Genomic DNA, 13975 nt, shown 5'->3' on the forward strand with positions numbered 1-13975 from the left:
GGGAGGATGTAGTGCGCCGCCGGCCGGATGGCAAAGCCAAAGCGGCATTTGGGATCGGATTCAGCGCCCGCGGGCTTCCAGAACGCGAACACGCTCCTCGACGGCGGCGAGGTCCTCGGCGAACTGTCCGGTCGTGGCCTTGGCCATCACCAGAAGGCCGGCGGTGTCGCGGCGCTGTTTGCGTACAAGGTCGCCGATCTCGTCGAAGCGCCTGTCGTGCTCAGCCAATTTGCCCTGAATCGACTTCAGGATCTCAAACATCGCTGTTTGGACGTTCTCGCTCATCGCCGCTCTCTCCGAAAAGCGACGAGAACATAGCATAAACAAGCCCTGCTGCAAACGGCAGGGCCGTTCAGCCCTTCCGCAGCGCCTCGACGCCCGGCAGCGGCTTGCCTTCCATCCACTCCAGGAAGGCGCCGCCGGCGGTCGAGACGTAAGTCAGGTCGTCCGCCACGCCGGCATGGTTCATCGCCGACACCGTGTCGCCGCCGCCGGCGACCGCGACGAGCTTGCCCGCCTTGACGCGCTCGGCAGCCGCCCTGGCGACGGTGACGGTGGCGGTGTCGAAGGGGGGCAGCTCGAAGGCGCCGAAAGGCCCGTTCCAGACCAGCGTCTTCACATGGTCGAGCTTGAGCACGACCTCGGCGACGCTCATCGGCCCGGCGTCGAGGATCATCTCGTCGGCCGCGACATCACCGACCGGCACGACGCGGTGGCCGGGGTTGGCCTTGAAGTCGCGTGCGACCAGCGCATCGACCGGCAGCAGGATCTCGCAGCCGGCTTCCTTCGCCTTGGCCTCGATCTCGCGGGCGGTGGCGACGAGGTCGTGCTCGCAGAGCGACTTGCCGACGTCGATGCCGCGTGCAGCCAGGAAGGTGTTGGCCATGCCGCCGCCGATGGCGAGGACGTCGACCTTCCTGACGAGGTTGCCGAGCAGATCGAGCTTGGTCGAGACCTTGGCGCCGCCGACGATCGCCATGACCGGGCGGGCGGGATTGTCGAGGCCCGCCGAGAGCGCCTCCAACTCCGCTTGCATGGCGCGGCCGGCATAGGCCGGCAGGACATGGGCGAGCCCTTCCGTCGAGGCGTGGGCGCGATGAGCGGCCGAGAAGGCGTCGTTGACGTAGAGGTCGCCATTGGCGGCGAGCGCCTTGACGAAATCCGGGTCGTTCTTTTCGTCGCCGGCGTGGAAGCGGGTGTTCTCGAGCAGCAGGACGTCGCCGTTCTTGGCGGCAGCGATCGCCTTTGCGACGTCGTCGCCGATGCAGTCCGCCACAAAGGTCACGGGCTGGCCGAGCGCATGGGCCAGCGCCGGCACGACCTGCTTCAGGCTGTTCTTGGCATCGGGGCCCTTGGGCCGGCCGAAATGGGCGAGCAGGATGACCTTGGCGCCCTTGGCCGCGATCTCGCGGATCGTCGGCAGGATGCGGTCGATGCGGGTTGTGTCGGTGACCTTGGCATCCTCCATCGGGACGTTGAGGTCGACGCGCACCAGCGCGCGCTTGCCGGCGAGGTCGGCGTCTTCGAGGGTCTTGAAGGCGGTCACGGCAGCAGTCTCGGCATCAGGCCGGGCACGCCGAAGCGTAGCACCAGGATGGTCAGGACCACGGTGAGGACCGCGGTGACGATGGCGGTTGTGAAGAGCGTGGCGGCGCGCGGGGTCGCGTCGACGCGGTCGCGCAGGGCTGCGATCTCGGCGCGGATGGCGGCGAAGTCCATCGTGCCGGCGGCGGCGTCGACCTTGTGGGCGCTGCGCTCGAGCGAGGCCTCTGCGCGGGTCAGCACGGCCTCGTAGCGGGCGAACTTCTCCTCGATGCGGGCCGCCTTCTCCTCGATGCGGGAGAGCTGGTCGAGCTGGCGCGGCTCCGTCACCGGTGCGGCCTCGGTGGCCGGTGCGGAGGAGCCGATGCTCACGGGCGCGCCGTAGCCGGGTGCGGGCGTGACGGTGGTCGGCATCGAGTTGTCGGCAGGCGATGCGACGGTCGGCTCGATCTTGGCCATGGTCGTTCCGTTCGATTCGAGACAGGAGCGGGGCCGCGCCGGTCTGGCGCGGCCCGTCGGGCAGGTCAGCTCAGAGCAGCTTGCCCATGGCGACGGCGGTGTCGCTCATGCGGTTCGAGAAGCCCCACTCGTTGTCGTACCAGGCGACGACGCTGACGAACTTGTCGTCCATGACCTTGGTCTGGTCGAGCGCGAAGGTCGACGAGGCCGGGTCGTGGTTGAAGTCGATCGAGACGTTGGGCTGGTCGGTAACGGCCAGAATGCCCTTGAGCGGACCGCGCTTGCTCGCCTTGAGGATGGCGTCGTTGATCTTCTCGACGGTGGTCTTGCGCTTGGCGAGGAACTTGAAGTCGACCATCGAGACGTTGGGCGTCGGCACGCGCACCGAGGAGCCGTCGAGACGGCCCTTGAGCTCGGGGATGACGAGGCCGATCGCCTTGGCGGCGCCGGTCGAGGTCGGGATCATCGAGAGCGCGGCGGCGCGGCCGCGGTAGAGATCCTTGTGCATGGTGTCGAGCGTCGGCTGGTCGCCGGTATAGGCGTGGATCGTGGTCATGAAGCCCTTGTCGATGCCCACCGCGTCATGAAGCACGCGCACAACCGGCGCGAGGCAGTTGGTGGTGCAGGACGCGTTCGAGACGACGACGTGGTCGCTGGTCAGCGCGCCGTTGTTGACACCGAAGACGACGGTGAGATCGGCGCCGTCGCAGGGAGCCGAGACGAGCACGCGCTTGGCGCCGGCGGCGAGATGGGCCGAGGCCTTCTCCTTGGTGGTGAAGATGCCGGTGCATTCGAGCGCGATGTCGACGCCCAGCGCCTTGTGCGGCAGGTCCTTTGGATCGCGCACAGCGGTGACCTTAATCGGGCCGCGGCCGACATCGATCGTGTCGCCGGAGACCGTCACCGTGCCGGGGAAGCGGCCATGGACGCTGTCGAAGCGGAAGAGATGGGCGTTGGTCTCGACCGGGCCGAGATCGTTGATCGCGACGACCTCGATGTCCTTGCGCTTGGACTCGATGATCGCACGCAGCACGTTGCGCCCGATGCGGCCGAAACCGTTGATCGCCACCTTGACCGTCATCTCGAACCTCTCCTTCGCCGAACTGCGGCGCTTGCGCGCCATTCACGCGGGCAATTCGGCCAAAGCGTGACCGAAAGCAAGTGTTTGCGTGAGAGAAAGCGGGGAACGGCGCCGCTTTCTCTCCGTTTTGCAGGGTGTCAGCCGTTGTGGCGCTTCATTGCAGCATCGGCGACCGCCTCCGGCGTGATGCCGAAATGCTTGTAGACCTCCTTGTAGGGGCCGCTGGCGCCGAAGGACGACATGCCGACGAAGGCGCCGTCGTCGCCGATCACGCCATCCCAGCCGAAGCGGACGCCGGCCTCGATCGCGATCTTCACCGGCGCCGTGCCGATGATCGCCGCCCGGGTGGCCTCGTCCTGCGCCAGCAGCAGCTCCAGCGACGGGACCGACACGACACGCGCACGCACGCCCTTCTCGGCCAGGAGCTTGCGGGCCGCGACCGCGATCTCGACCTCGGAGCCCGAGGCGAAGAGCGTGACCTGCGCCTTGCCCCCCTCGGCGGCCAGAAGCTCGTAGCCACCCTTGGCCGAGCGGTTGGTGGCGGTGGCGTCGGTGCGCAGCTGCGGCAGGTTCTGGCGCGAGAGGGCGAGCACCGTGGGGCCCTTGGTGTTCTCGAGCGCGAACTGCCAGGCTTCCGCCGTCTCGATCGCGTCCGCGGGGCGGAAGACATGCATGTTCGGCATGCAGCGCAGCGACGCGATCTGCTCAACCGGCTGGTGCGTCGGCCCGTCCTCGCCCAGCCCGATCGAGTCATGGGTCATGACGTAGACGATCGGCAGCCCCATCAGGGCGGCGAGGCGCATCGAGGGGCGGGCATAGTCGGCGAAGACCAGGAAGGTGCCGCCGCCGGTGCGAAAGCCACCATGCAGGGTGATGCCGTTCATCGCCGCAGCCATGCCGTGCTCGCGGATGCCGTAGCGGACATAGCGGCCCTTGGGGGTCTTGGGCGTGAAGTCCTCGGCGGCCTTGGTGCGGGTGTTGTTGGAGGGGGTCAGGTCGGCCGAGCCCATCACCAGCTCCGGCATGACCGGTGTGATCGCCTCCAGCGCCAGCTCCGAGGCCTTGCGGGTGGCGACCGCCTGCGGCGCGGCGATCAGCGCCTTCTTGTGGGCGAGGATCGCCTTGCCGAGCCTGGCCGGCACGCCATGGGCGAGGCGGCGCTCGAACTCGGCGCGCTTGCGATCGGAGAGCAGGCCGAAACGGCTGCGCCAGTTGGCGTGCTCGTTGGCGCCGGCCTTGCCGGCCTCGCGCCAGGCCTTCAGCACGTCCGCCGCGACCTCGAAGGCGCCGCCGGTGATGCCGAGGTTCTTCTTGGCGGCAGCGAGTTCCTCGGCGCCGAGCGCCTCGCCATGGGCCTTGGAGGTGCCCTGCTTCTTCGGCGCGCCAAAGCCGATGATCGTCTTGCAGGCGATCATGGTCGGCTTGCTGGACTTCTGGGCGCGGCGGATCGCGGCCTCGATGGCATCGGGGTCATGCCCGTCGACGCGCTCGGCGCGCCAGCCGCAGGCCTTGAAGCGCGCAACCTGATCGACATTGTCGGAGATCGAGAGCGGGCCGTCGATCGAGATGCCGTTGTCGTCCCACAGCACGATCAGCTTGTTGAGCTTCTGGTGGCCGGCGAGCGCGATCGCCTCGTGGCTGATGCCCTCCATCAGGTCGCCGTCGGAGGCGAGCACATAGGTGTAGTGATCGACGACCTTCCGGCCGAATTCCGCGGCGAGCATGCGCTCGGCCATCGCCATGCCGACGGCGGTGGCGAGGCCCTGGCCGAGCGGGCCGGTCGTCGTCTCGACGCCGAGCGTCATGAAGTTCTCGGGGTGACCCGGGGTCTTCGATTCGAGCTGGCGGAACTTCTTGAGGTCGTCGAGCTCCATGCCCGGCGTGCCGGTGAGGTAGAGCAGCGCGTAGAGCAGCATCGAGCCGTGGCCGGCGGAGAGCACGAAACGGTCGCGGTCGGGCCAGCGCGGATCGGCGGCGTCATACTTCATCACGCGGGTGAAGAGCACGGTGGCGACGTCGGCGGCGCCCATCGGCAGGCCGGGATGGCCGGATTTGGCCTGCTCGACGCCGTCCATGGCGAGGCCGCGGATGGCATTGGCGAGCTTGTCGTGCCGCGCACGGTCGATCGTGGTCATGGTGATGTCTGGCTCCGTCTGGCGGGGGGACGAGGCCGCGGCCAAATCCTGCACATGCGGCAGGCCGGGACGGTCCGATTTGCGATCGCTCTGTCGTTTCGACTGGTGGCCCGGATTAGGCCGCGGGCTCGGTGGGTGTCAATTCGGCGGGGCCGGCGATCGACCGGTTTCGCTGCGTCGCAGCGTGTCCGCGCTGCAAGCGCGAACGAACAAGATCGTCCAACCCCTTGGCATTGACGGGGATACCGGCCCGGCGCGATTCACGTTTTCCAGCGAGTTGGTCTAGGGTCCCGAATCGTGTGAGCCGGCTTCGATCTGAAGGGGGAGCGAAAATGGCGAGCCTGATGCTGGACAATGCGCTGGCGCGCCTCGACGGGGCGCTGGCGCAACTCGAGGCCGCGGCGCGGCGACGGGTCGAGGCGGAGCGCGGCCGGGCCAATCTGGAAACCGAGCTGGCGCTGATGCAGGACGACCGGGCGCGGCTGGCGGCCGAGCTGGACGGCGCAACGGCGCGTCTCGGCGATGTCGAGACCGCCGCGGCCGATGTCGACCAGCGCCTCGAGCGCGCCATGACCGTGATCGGCGCCGTGATCGCCCGGGCGGATGCCGAGGCCGGGCCGGAGCCGGCTTCAGCTCCCGGCCGCGAAGACGGCGAGGATGACGAAGGCGAGCCGGCCGCGGCCAGCCTCGCCCGGGAGCATTGAGCGGAGAGCGCCATGCCGCAAGTCAACGTCACCATCGCCGGCAAGGCCTACCGCATGGCCTGCGGAGAGGGGGAAGAGCCGCATCTGGAGGGGCTCGCCCGCGTCTATGACGGCAAGATCCAGGAGATGCGCCAGGCCTTCGGCGAGATCGGCGACATGCGCCTGCATGTGATGGCGGCGCTGATGGTGGCCGACGAAGCCTCCGAGCTGCAGCGGCGCGTGGCGCGGCTGGAAGCCGAACTCGCGGCGCTGCAGGGCGATGCGGGAGCGGCCGACCGCCGCCTCGGCGAAATCGAGGACCGCGCCGCCGAGGCGCTGGTGACCGCCGCGGAGCGGATCGAGGGCATCGCCCGGAGCCTGATCCCGAGCGCCGCCGGCTAGCGTTATCGTCGCGCGGGCACTGGCGCTTTGCCGGCGTCTTGCCTACATTGGTGTGGCGGGGCTGTCTGGTGCGTGAGAGTATGTATTTCCGGGCCCATACGACTCCCTAGGGAGCTGTCCCTGCTTGGGTCCCTGGACCCGAGCACACGGCGCCCACCTACTTTGTAGGTGTCCCGGGATCGAAACTCCACGGCCGAGGTGGCTCCGCACTTTCCCATGTCCGACAGGCCTTCTCCCGACGATCCCGCGCTCCGCAAGGCGGCGCTGCGCGAACAGGCTCTGGCCCGGCGCGATGCGCTCGAGATCGACGATCGTCTGATCTGGGACGAGGCGATCACCGAGCGGTCTCTGGCGCTGCCGGTGTTCGACGATGCGGCAGGGCCCGTCTCCGCCTATTGGCCGATGCGATCCGAGGCCGATCCCCGCCCGATTCTCGAAGCGCTGCACGCGCGCAGCCTGCCGCTCTGCCTGCCCGCCATCGTCGCCAAGCGCATGCTCTTCCGGCGTTGGGCACCTTACGAGCCGATCGTGCCCGGCGGCTTCGGCACCTTGGTGCCGGACCCGGCCCAGCCCGAGAGCGTTCCTTCCATCCTGATCGTCCCGCTCGCCGCCTTCGACCGACGCGGCTACCGCATCGGCTATGGCAAAGGGCATTACGACGCCAAGCTAGCTGAACTGGGCGATGTGATCAGCGTCGGCATCGCCTATGCCGCGCAGGAGATCGACGCCGTGCCGGACGAGCCGCATGACCGGCGGCTCGACTGGATCGTCACCGAGCGCGAGACCATCCGCTGCGGGTGAGTGGCGCCTTACCGAATCTCCCCTCACCGTTATTCCGGGCAAGCGAAGCGCAGACCCGGAATCCATCGTAAGACGCGACGTTGCCCTATGATGGATTCCGGCGCGGCGCCGCTTTGCGGCTTGGCCGGAATGACGGCAGGCGTGCGGGCCAGAGTCGTGCTCCCAACCGCCGCGGTTGATTCCCGGCCGCTTTCGCGCGACGGAGAAGCGTCTTCCGCCTTCGGACCCTTCCCATGCGCTTTCTCTTCCTCGGTGATGTCGTTGGCCGCCCCGGGCGGGTCGCGGTGCAGGAGCGCCTGCCGCGGCTGCGCGAGCAGTGGAAGCTCGACTGCGTCGTCATCAATGGCGAGAACGCCGCCGGCGGCTTCGGCATCACCGAGGCGATCTGCGACGAGCTGTTGGCGGCGGGTGCCGATGCGGTGACGCTCGGCAACCACTCCTGGGACCAGCGCGAGGCGCTCGTCTTCATCGAGCGGCAGGACCGGCTGGTGCGGCCGGCCAATTATCCCAAGGGCACGCCCGGGCGCGGCGCGGCGGTAATCGAGGCGCGCAACGGTGCGCGGGTGCTGGTCGTCAACGTCATGGGCCGCATCTACATGGAAGCGCTCGACGACCCTTTCCAGGCGCTCGAGCGGGAATTGTCCGCCTGCCCGCTGGGCGAGGTGGCGGACGCGGTGATCGTCGACTTTCATGCGGAAGCGACCAGCGAGAAGCAGGCGGCGGGCTATTTTCTCGACGGCCGCGCGAGTTTGGTGGTCGGTACGCACACCCATGTGCCCACCGCCGATGCGCGCATCCTGCCGGGCGGCACGGCCTATCTCTCCGATGCCGGCATGTGCGGCGACTATGATTCCGTGCTCGGCATGCAGAAGGACGAGCCGATCCGGCGCTTCCTGCAGAAGACGCCGGGCGCCCGCCTGGAAGCCGCCAGCGGGCCGGGGACGCTGTCAGGCCTCGCGGTCGAGATCGACGACGGGACAGGGCTCGCCAAGGCGGTGTTTCCGGTCCGGATCGGGCCGCATCTGGCGCCGTCGGCGCCGCCCTGGGACGAGGCCTGAAGCCTCTTCCGTCGCCGCCTCAGGCGCCGTTGGCGCGCTGCACCAGGCCCTCGAAGGCGGCCGCGAGCGACGCGGCCTCCTCGGCCAGCGTGCCGGCGAGAGCGAGCACCTCGCCGACGCTGGTGCCGGCCGTGGCGGCCAGATCGCTGACGCCGCAGACGGTCTGCGCGACCTCCTGCGTCCCCACCGCCGCGAGATCGACGCTGCGGGCGATCTCCTGCGTGGCACAGCGCTGCTGCTCGAGCGCGCTCGCGACGGTCGCGGTGGTGTTGTGCATCTGGCCGACGAAGGCGACGATGCTGTCGATCGCCTCGACGGCCTCGCGCGTCGCCGACTGCATGGCGGGCACCTGGGCGGCGATCTCATCGGTCGCCTGGGCGGTGCGCGCCGAGAGCTGCTTGACCTCGGTGGCGACGACGGCGAAGCCCCGCCCGGCCTCACCGGCGCGCGCCGCCTCGATCGTCGCATTGAGGGCGAGCAGGTTGGTCTGGGCTGCGATGTCGCGGATCATCTCGACGATCGAGCCGATGGTCTGGGCGGAGGCGGCCAGGCTCTTGACGATGACGTCGGTCTTGGTCGCCGCCGCGTTGGCGCTATGAGCCATGCTGGCAGCGCGCGTCACCTCGACGGCGACATGGTTGAGCGATGCCGACAGCTCTCCGGCCGCGCTGGCGACGCTCTGGACGTTGACCGAGGCTTCATCTGACGCGCGTGCCGCGATGACGGCCTGTCCGCCTGTGTCCTTGACGACCGCATTCATCGTCGCCGCCAGCGTCTCGACCCGGCGGGCGCCGCTGCTGACAGCGTCCACGACCCGGCGCACCCTGGCCTGGAAGCCGTCGATCTCGCTGCGGGTCAACTCGCGCGCCTCATGCTGGATGCGGGCATAGGTCTCCAGCAGCAGTTCCAGATCGAAGGCGGCACTCTTGTTCAGGGCGGAGCGGGAGGCGATGCGCCGGTTGCGCTCCCTGCTCTTCCACCAGCCGAGCGTCTGCAGGGCCTGCCGGTCGAGCCCGAGCTCGGTCCCGATCCGGTGCGTGACGAGCGCATGATCGATGGCGATGCCATAGGCGGGCACGTCGTGGCGGTGGAAGGCGGAGGCGAGACGATGGGCCGACTCGAGAAAGCCGTCCCTGAGTTCGCCAGCGGCGAGCCTCGTCCAATGCGCGAGCCGCAGCGTCCTGACCTCGGCGATCTCGAAGGCCCGCGCGGTCTCGGGCCAGGGCGCGAGCGCGCTCTGCATCTCATCCAGGAGGGCGGGCAATCGGGAGCGGGCGAAGTCGCCATAGGGGCGCAAGGCGGCGATGTCCGCATCGTCGATCTGGAAAGCGCGAAAGCGTGCTTCCTGCTCTGCGACGAGCTTGCTGGAGTCGGTGGTCATCGGTGTCCGAAGGGTAGGCTGGCACGAGCCGAAAGCGGCCCGTCGCGTCTCTGGTATGGAGCCCGATGACTTAACGTCGGGTTGCCGCGATCGGGCAAATGCCGACACATTCCCAGTCAGCGGCGAGTGCCCTCGCTTGCGCGGCGGCAAAGGCGGCGCCTATAAGGCCGGTCTGCCCGCCGGGGACGCTCGATGCCCTTCCGGCGGCGCCGGAAATACGAAAAGGCAGCAGAGGTTCGGGTTCCATGGCCGGTCATTCCCAGTTCAAGAACATCATGCACCGCAAGGGCAAGCAGGATGCCGTGCGGGCCAAGCTGTTCTCGAAGCTCGGGCGCGAAATCACCGTCGCGGCCAAGATGGGCATGCCCGACCCCGCGATGAACCCGCGCCTGCGCATGGCGGTGCTGGCCGCGCGCGCCGAGAACATGCCCAAGGACAACATCCAGCGCGCCATCAACAAGGCCGCCGGCGGCGAGGGCGACAACTACGACGAGGTCCGCTACGAGGGCTATGGCCCGGGCGGGGCGGCCGTCATCGTCGAGGCGCTGACCGACAACCGCAACCGCACCGCATCGGCCGTGCGCTCCTACTTCACCAAGTCGGGCGGTGCGATGGGCGAGAGCAACTCGGTCTCGTTCATGTTCAACCGCGTCGGCGAGATCGCCTATCCGCCGGAGGCCGGCGATGCCGACAAGCTGATGGAGGCGGCGATCGAGGCCGGGGCCGACGACGTCATCTCCGACGAGACCGGCCACACCATCCTGTGCGCCTTCGATGCGCTGAACGAGGTGTCGAAGGCGCTCGAAGCCGCGCTGGGAGCGCCGGCCTCGGCCAAGCCGGTCTGGCGGCCGACGACCTCGGCCCCGCTCGACGAGGAGAAGGCGGCGTCGATGATGCGGCTGATGGAAGCGCTCGACAATGACGACGACGTCCAGAACGTCTTCGCCAATTACGAGATCTCCGACGAGGTGATGGCGAAGCTAGGCTGAGGATTGTGCCTCACCGTCATTGCGAGCATAGCGAAGCAATCCAGACGGATTGCGTGTTGCCCCTGGATTGCTTCGCTATGCTCGCAATGACGGGTGAGGTGCCTCCTACCGCCCCACGAACCCATCCCACAGCGGCAGGCTGACCAGCGCGCTCAGGAAGATCACCGCATAGGCGATGCGGCGGAAGGTGGCCTCGTCGGCGAGGCGGAAGCCGTGGGTGCCGGCCCACATGCCGGCGCCATAGGCGGCAAAGAGCGGCAGCGCCATCAGCAGCGCCGACACGGTCAGAATACCATTCCACCACAGCACCGTGCCTGAGATCAGCGTCGAGCAGCCGAAGAAGGTCTGCAGATTGGCGCGGGTCTTGTGGCGGTCGTTGCGCTGGGCGCCGAGCCAGAACACGGCGAGCGGCATGCCGCCGATCGAGGCCATGCCGTTGAACAGCCCCGAGAGAACGCCGACGCCGAGCGAAAGCGGCACGCCCGGCCGGCCGTGATAGCGCCAGCCCGACGCCATCAGCGCCACGGCGGCGAAGATCAGCCCGGCGAGGATCCAGCGCATCGTCTCCCGGTCGAGCCAGATCAGCAGCCAGATGCCGGCCGGCAGCGCCAGGGTCGCGGTCAGCAGCAGCGGCGCCACCTCGCGCCATTCGGCGTGTTTGGCGTTGCGCAGCGCGATCGGCAGGGCGAAGGGCGCGTCGATGCACCAGATCAGGGCGAGCGCCGCGACCGGGCCGATCACCATCGAGGCCAGCGGCATGAACACCATGGCGAAGCCGAAGCCGGTGAAGCCGCGCACGAGCCCGCCGAGCAGCGTCGCCAGCAGCAGGACGGCGAGCCCGCTCGCCGAGACGGCGGGAAACAGGAAGGCCAGGAGATCGGTCATGCCGTCCGAGGGGAAGCGCAGGGTTTTGCGAGGCGTTATGCCTCGCACCAACAGCCAAGCGGGCGCCGGGACAACCCCCGTCGCTGTGATGCGACCGATGCGCGCCGTTCATCGACGGTGTGGAGGAGGAAGGAATCCTTAGGACGCCACATGGAACAAAGCGTGTCCAAGGTTTAGGCTGCGCCCGACATGAACCCACCGATTCGCATTCTCGGCATCGATCCCGGCCTCCGGAAGACGGGCTGGGGCGTCATCGTCTCGGAGGGCAGCAAGATCGGCTTCGTCGCCTGCGGCTGCGTCGAGAGCGAGGCCGGGCTGTCGCTGGCGGAGCGGCTGCGCCAGCTCTATGACGGGCTCAGCCGCGTCGTGCACGCGCATGCGCCCGACGAGGTCGCGGTCGAGGAGACCTTCGTCAACCGCGATCCGCAATCGGCGTTGAAGCTCGGCCAGGCGCGCGGCGTCGCGCTGGTCGTGCCGGCACTGGCGGGGCTGGATGTGGCGGAGTATGCCGCCAACCTCGTCAAGAAGACGGTGGTCGGCGTCGGCCATGCCGACAAGAAACAGGTCCAGATGATGATCCGCGTGCTGCTGCCCAAGGCGGAGACGCGCTCGGCCGATGCGTCGGACGCGCTGGCGGTGGCAATCTGCCACGCCCAGCATCGCGGCATGCGCGCGCTGGTCGCGCAGATGCGGGTGGGGTGAGCACGTGGTCATGACGCACTGGCAGATTGCGACATCCTCTGCGTCATCCTGGATAAGCGGCGAAGCCGCGCAGATCCGGGATTCATCGAAGGGCTTCTGCGCTCTAGGATGGATTCCGGGACTTCGCTGCGCGAAGCCCAGGATGACGGGCAGAGGTGTGGCGCGATGATCGGGAAGCTCAAGGGGATCGTCGATTCCTATGGCGAGGATCATGTCATCCTCGACGTGCAGGGCGTCGGCTATGTCGTGCAGTGCTCGTCGCGGACGCTGCAGCGGCTGGCGAAGCCGGGCGAGGCGGCGGTGCTGTCGATCGAGACGCATGTGCGCGAGGATGCGATCCGGCTCTATGGCTTTCTCTCCGACAATGAGCGGGACTGGTTCCGGCTGATGCAGATGGTGCAGGGCGTCGGCGCCAAGGTCGCGCTCGCCATCCTCTCAACCTTCGAGCCCGGCGCGCTGGCCACCGCCATCGCCACCGGCGACAAGGCGGCGGTGGCGCGCGCGCCCGGCGTCGGCCCCAAGCTGGCGCAACGCCTCTGCGCCGAGCTGAAGGACAAGGCGCCGGCCTTCGGCCATGTCGATCCGGGCGTCGCGCAGCTCGCCGGCGCGCTCGCCGACAGGAAGCTGCCGCAACCGGTGGCGGACGCCGTCTCGGCGCTGAGCAATCTCGGCTATCCGCAGGCTCAGGCCGTGGCTGCGGTCGCGGCCGCCGCGCGTGAGGCGGGCGAGGGCGCCGGCACGGCACAGCTGATCAAGCTGGGCCTGCGGGAGCTGGCGAAGTGAGCGACACCAAACGCCCCGGCCTGCTCTCCGCCGAGAAGCGCGACGACGACGCCGAGTCGTCGCTGCGGCCGCTCTCGCTGTCGGATTTCACCGGCCAGGCGGCGGCGCGGGCCAATCTCCAGGTCTTCATCGAGGCGGCCAAGAGCCGCGGCGATGCGCTCGACCATGTGCTGTTCGTCGGCCCGCCCGGGCTCGGCAAGACGACGCTGGCGCAGATCGTGGCGCGGGAACTGGGCGTCAATTTCCGCTCGACCTCCGGGCCGGTCATCGCCAAGGCCGGCGATCTCGCGGCGCAGCTCACCAATCTTGAGGAGCGCGACGTGCTCTTCATCGACGAGATCCACCGGCTCAACCCGGCGGTCGAGGAAATCCTCTATCCGGCGATGGAGGACTACCAGCTCGACCTGATCATCGGCGAGGGGCCCGCCGCCCGCTCGGTGAAGATCGACCTGCCGAAGTTCACGCTGGTGGGCGCCACCACCCGCGCCGGCCTGCTGACGACGCCGCTGCGGGACCGCTTCGGCATCCCGATCCGCTTGCAGTTCTACACCGTCGAGGAGTTGCAGGGCATCGTCGCGCGCGGGGCGCGGGTGCTCGGCGTGCCGATGTCGGATGATGGCGCGAACGAGATCGCCAAGCGCTCGCGCGGCACGCCGCGCATTGCGGGGCGGCTGCTGCGGCGGGTGCGCGACTTCGCCATCGTCGACGGCGATGCCATCGTGACGCGCAAGGTCGCCGACAAGGCGCTGAAGCTGCTCGATGTCGATCCGATCGGCCTCGACCAGATGGACCGGCGCTATCTCACGACGGTGGCGATCAATTTCGGCGGCGGGCCGGTCGGGATCGAGACGATCGCCGCCTCGCTCTCGGAGCCGCGCGACGCGATCGAGGAGATCATCGAACCCTTCCTCCTCCAGCAGGGCTTCATTCAGCGCACGCCCCGCGGCCGCATCCTGACGCCGCACGCCTTCCGGCATCTCGGCATGCCCGAGCCCAGCCGCGAGGCGGCGCAGTTCGGGCTGTTCGGGGACGAGGAGGCGTGAGTTGGCGGATCGCCGCCACGGCCTTATCTTC

The 13975-nt window shown here is 68.8% G+C and carries 15 protein-coding genes and 1 other RNA gene; 9 read left to right on the forward strand and 7 right to left on the reverse strand.

The window, feature by feature from the left end:
• Positions 1–60: 60 nt before the first annotated feature.
• The 5 genes from SJY11_RS07680 to tkt all read right to left on the reverse strand — a co-directional run bounded on the left by SJY11_RS07680 (position 61) and on the right by tkt (position 5217).
• Complete coding sequence (locus SJY11_RS07680; RefSeq protein WP_376986008.1) at positions 61–285, reverse strand: hypothetical protein; 225 nt, start codon at positions 283–285, stop codon at positions 61–63.
• A 67-nt stretch (positions 286–352) separates the two neighbouring features.
• Positions 353–1546: a phosphoglycerate kinase gene (locus SJY11_RS07685; RefSeq protein ID WP_376986009.1), complete on the reverse strand. Its 1194-nt coding sequence runs from the start codon at positions 1544–1546 to the stop codon at positions 353–355.
• Positions 1543–2001: a hypothetical protein gene (locus SJY11_RS07690; RefSeq protein WP_376986010.1), complete on the reverse strand. Its 459-nt coding sequence runs from the start codon at positions 1999–2001 to the stop codon at positions 1543–1545. The genes SJY11_RS07685 and SJY11_RS07690 overlap by 4 nt, the downstream gene beginning before the upstream one ends.
• Positions 2002–2071: 70 nt before the next feature.
• Positions 2072–3082, reverse strand: coding sequence for a type I glyceraldehyde-3-phosphate dehydrogenase (gap, locus tag SJY11_RS07695; protein WP_376986011.1), 1011 nt, complete (start codon positions 3080–3082; stop codon positions 2072–2074).
• Positions 3083–3219: 137 nt separating this feature from the next.
• Complete coding sequence (gene tkt / locus SJY11_RS07700; protein ID WP_376986012.1) at positions 3220–5217, reverse strand: transketolase; 1998 nt, start codon at positions 5215–5217, stop codon at positions 3220–3222.
• 332 nt (positions 5218–5549) lie between these two features.
• On the opposite strand from tkt, the gene SJY11_RS07705 reads away from it, so the two are divergent.
• The 5 genes from SJY11_RS07705 (at position 5550) to SJY11_RS07725 (ending at position 8161) form a co-directional block, all read left to right on the forward strand.
• The gene (locus SJY11_RS07705) at positions 5550–5921 is read left to right on the forward strand and encodes a DUF4164 family protein (protein ID WP_376986013.1); all 372 of its coding nucleotides are present in this window, start codon (positions 5550–5552) and stop codon (positions 5919–5921) included.
• 12 nt (positions 5922–5933) lie between these two features.
• The gene (locus tag SJY11_RS07710; protein WP_326905768.1) at positions 5934–6302 is read left to right on the forward strand and encodes a cell division protein ZapA; all 369 of its coding nucleotides are present in this window, start codon (positions 5934–5936) and stop codon (positions 6300–6302) included.
• A gap of 55 nt (positions 6303–6357) precedes the next feature.
• Positions 6358–6511: non-coding RNA, 6S RNA (ssrS, locus tag SJY11_RS07715), on the forward strand.
• A gap of 7 nt (positions 6512–6518) precedes the next feature.
• The gene (locus SJY11_RS07720) at positions 6519–7103 is read left to right on the forward strand and encodes a 5-formyltetrahydrofolate cyclo-ligase (protein WP_376986014.1); all 585 of its coding nucleotides are present in this window, start codon (positions 6519–6521) and stop codon (positions 7101–7103) included.
• A gap of 233 nt (positions 7104–7336) precedes the next feature.
• The gene (locus tag SJY11_RS07725; RefSeq protein WP_376986015.1) at positions 7337–8161 is read left to right on the forward strand and encodes a TIGR00282 family metallophosphoesterase; all 825 of its coding nucleotides are present in this window, start codon (positions 7337–7339) and stop codon (positions 8159–8161) included.
• A gap of 19 nt (positions 8162–8180) precedes the next feature.
• On the opposite strand, the gene SJY11_RS07730 is transcribed toward SJY11_RS07725, so the two are convergent.
• Positions 8181–9542, reverse strand: a complete 1362-nt coding sequence (locus SJY11_RS07730; RefSeq protein WP_376986016.1) for a methyl-accepting chemotaxis protein — start codon at positions 9540–9542, stop codon at positions 8181–8183.
• A gap of 245 nt (positions 9543–9787) precedes the next feature.
• Here SJY11_RS07730 and SJY11_RS07735 point away from each other — a divergent pair, with 245 nt between their 5' ends.
• Positions 9788–10531, forward strand: a complete 744-nt coding sequence (locus tag SJY11_RS07735) for a YebC/PmpR family DNA-binding transcriptional regulator (RefSeq protein WP_376986017.1) — start codon at positions 9788–9790, stop codon at positions 10529–10531.
• A 105-nt stretch (positions 10532–10636) separates the two neighbouring features.
• Here SJY11_RS07735 and SJY11_RS07740 read toward each other — a convergent pair whose 3' ends face one another.
• Positions 10637–11416: a sulfite exporter TauE/SafE family protein gene (locus SJY11_RS07740; protein WP_376986018.1), complete on the reverse strand. Its 780-nt coding sequence runs from the start codon at positions 11414–11416 to the stop codon at positions 10637–10639.
• Positions 11417–11605: 189 nt separating this feature from the next.
• Here SJY11_RS07740 and ruvC point away from each other — a divergent pair, with 189 nt between their 5' ends.
• From ruvC to ruvB, 3 genes are all read left to right on the forward strand, one after another.
• A complete protein-coding gene (gene ruvC, locus SJY11_RS07745; protein WP_376986019.1) occupies positions 11606–12118 on the forward strand; it encodes a crossover junction endodeoxyribonuclease RuvC in 513 nt (170 codons plus the stop codon).
• Positions 12119–12283: 165 nt separating this feature from the next.
• The gene (gene ruvA, locus SJY11_RS07750) at positions 12284–12901 is read left to right on the forward strand and encodes a Holliday junction branch migration protein RuvA (RefSeq protein ID WP_376986020.1); all 618 of its coding nucleotides are present in this window, start codon (positions 12284–12286) and stop codon (positions 12899–12901) included.
• Positions 12898–13944 carry a Holliday junction branch migration DNA helicase RuvB gene (gene ruvB / locus SJY11_RS07755; RefSeq protein WP_376986021.1) on the forward strand — a complete coding sequence of 349 codons (1047 nt, stop codon included), beginning with the start codon at positions 12898–12900 and terminating at the stop codon, positions 13942–13944. Before ruvA ends, ruvB begins: the two co-directional genes overlap by 4 nt.
• The last annotated feature ends 31 nt before the right edge of the window (positions 13945–13975 follow it).

Source organism: Allobosea sp. R86505 (assembly GCF_042466375.1).
GTDB lineage: Bacteria > Pseudomonadota > Alphaproteobacteria > Rhizobiales > Beijerinckiaceae > Allobosea.

Coding starts and splice junctions, on each gene's coding strand:
- SJY11_RS07725 (WP_376986015.1), top strand. CDS start 7,337: ATGCGCTTTCTCTTCCTCGGTGATGTCGTTGGCCGCCCCGGGCGGGTC.
- SJY11_RS07705 (WP_376986013.1), top strand. CDS start 5,550: ATGGCGAGCCTGATGCTGGACAATGCGCTGGCGCGCCTCGACGGGGCG.
- SJY11_RS07680 (WP_376986008.1), bottom strand. CDS start 285: ATGAGCGAGAACGTCCAAACAGCGATGTTTGAGATCCTGAAGTCGATT.
- SJY11_RS07720 (WP_376986014.1), top strand. CDS start 6,519: ATGTCCGACAGGCCTTCTCCCGACGATCCCGCGCTCCGCAAGGCGGCG.
- SJY11_RS07710 (WP_326905768.1), top strand. CDS start 5,934: ATGCCGCAAGTCAACGTCACCATCGCCGGCAAGGCCTACCGCATGGCC.
- SJY11_RS07730 (WP_376986016.1), bottom strand. CDS start 9,542: ATGACCACCGACTCCAGCAAGCTCGTCGCAGAGCAGGAAGCACGCTTT.
- ruvA (WP_376986020.1), top strand. CDS start 12,284: ATGATCGGGAAGCTCAAGGGGATCGTCGATTCCTATGGCGAGGATCAT.
- SJY11_RS07740 (WP_376986018.1), bottom strand. CDS start 11,416: ATGACCGATCTCCTGGCCTTCCTGTTTCCCGCCGTCTCGGCGAGCGGG.
- tkt (WP_376986012.1), bottom strand. CDS start 5,217: ATGACCACGATCGACCGTGCGCGGCACGACAAGCTCGCCAATGCCATC.
- SJY11_RS07690 (WP_376986010.1), bottom strand. CDS start 2,001: ATGGCCAAGATCGAGCCGACCGTCGCATCGCCTGCCGACAACTCGATG.
- SJY11_RS07735 (WP_376986017.1), top strand. CDS start 9,788: ATGGCCGGTCATTCCCAGTTCAAGAACATCATGCACCGCAAGGGCAAG.
- gap (WP_376986011.1), bottom strand. CDS start 3,082: ATGACGGTCAAGGTGGCGATCAACGGTTTCGGCCGCATCGGGCGCAAC.
- ruvC (WP_376986019.1), top strand. CDS start 11,606: ATGAACCCACCGATTCGCATTCTCGGCATCGATCCCGGCCTCCGGAAG.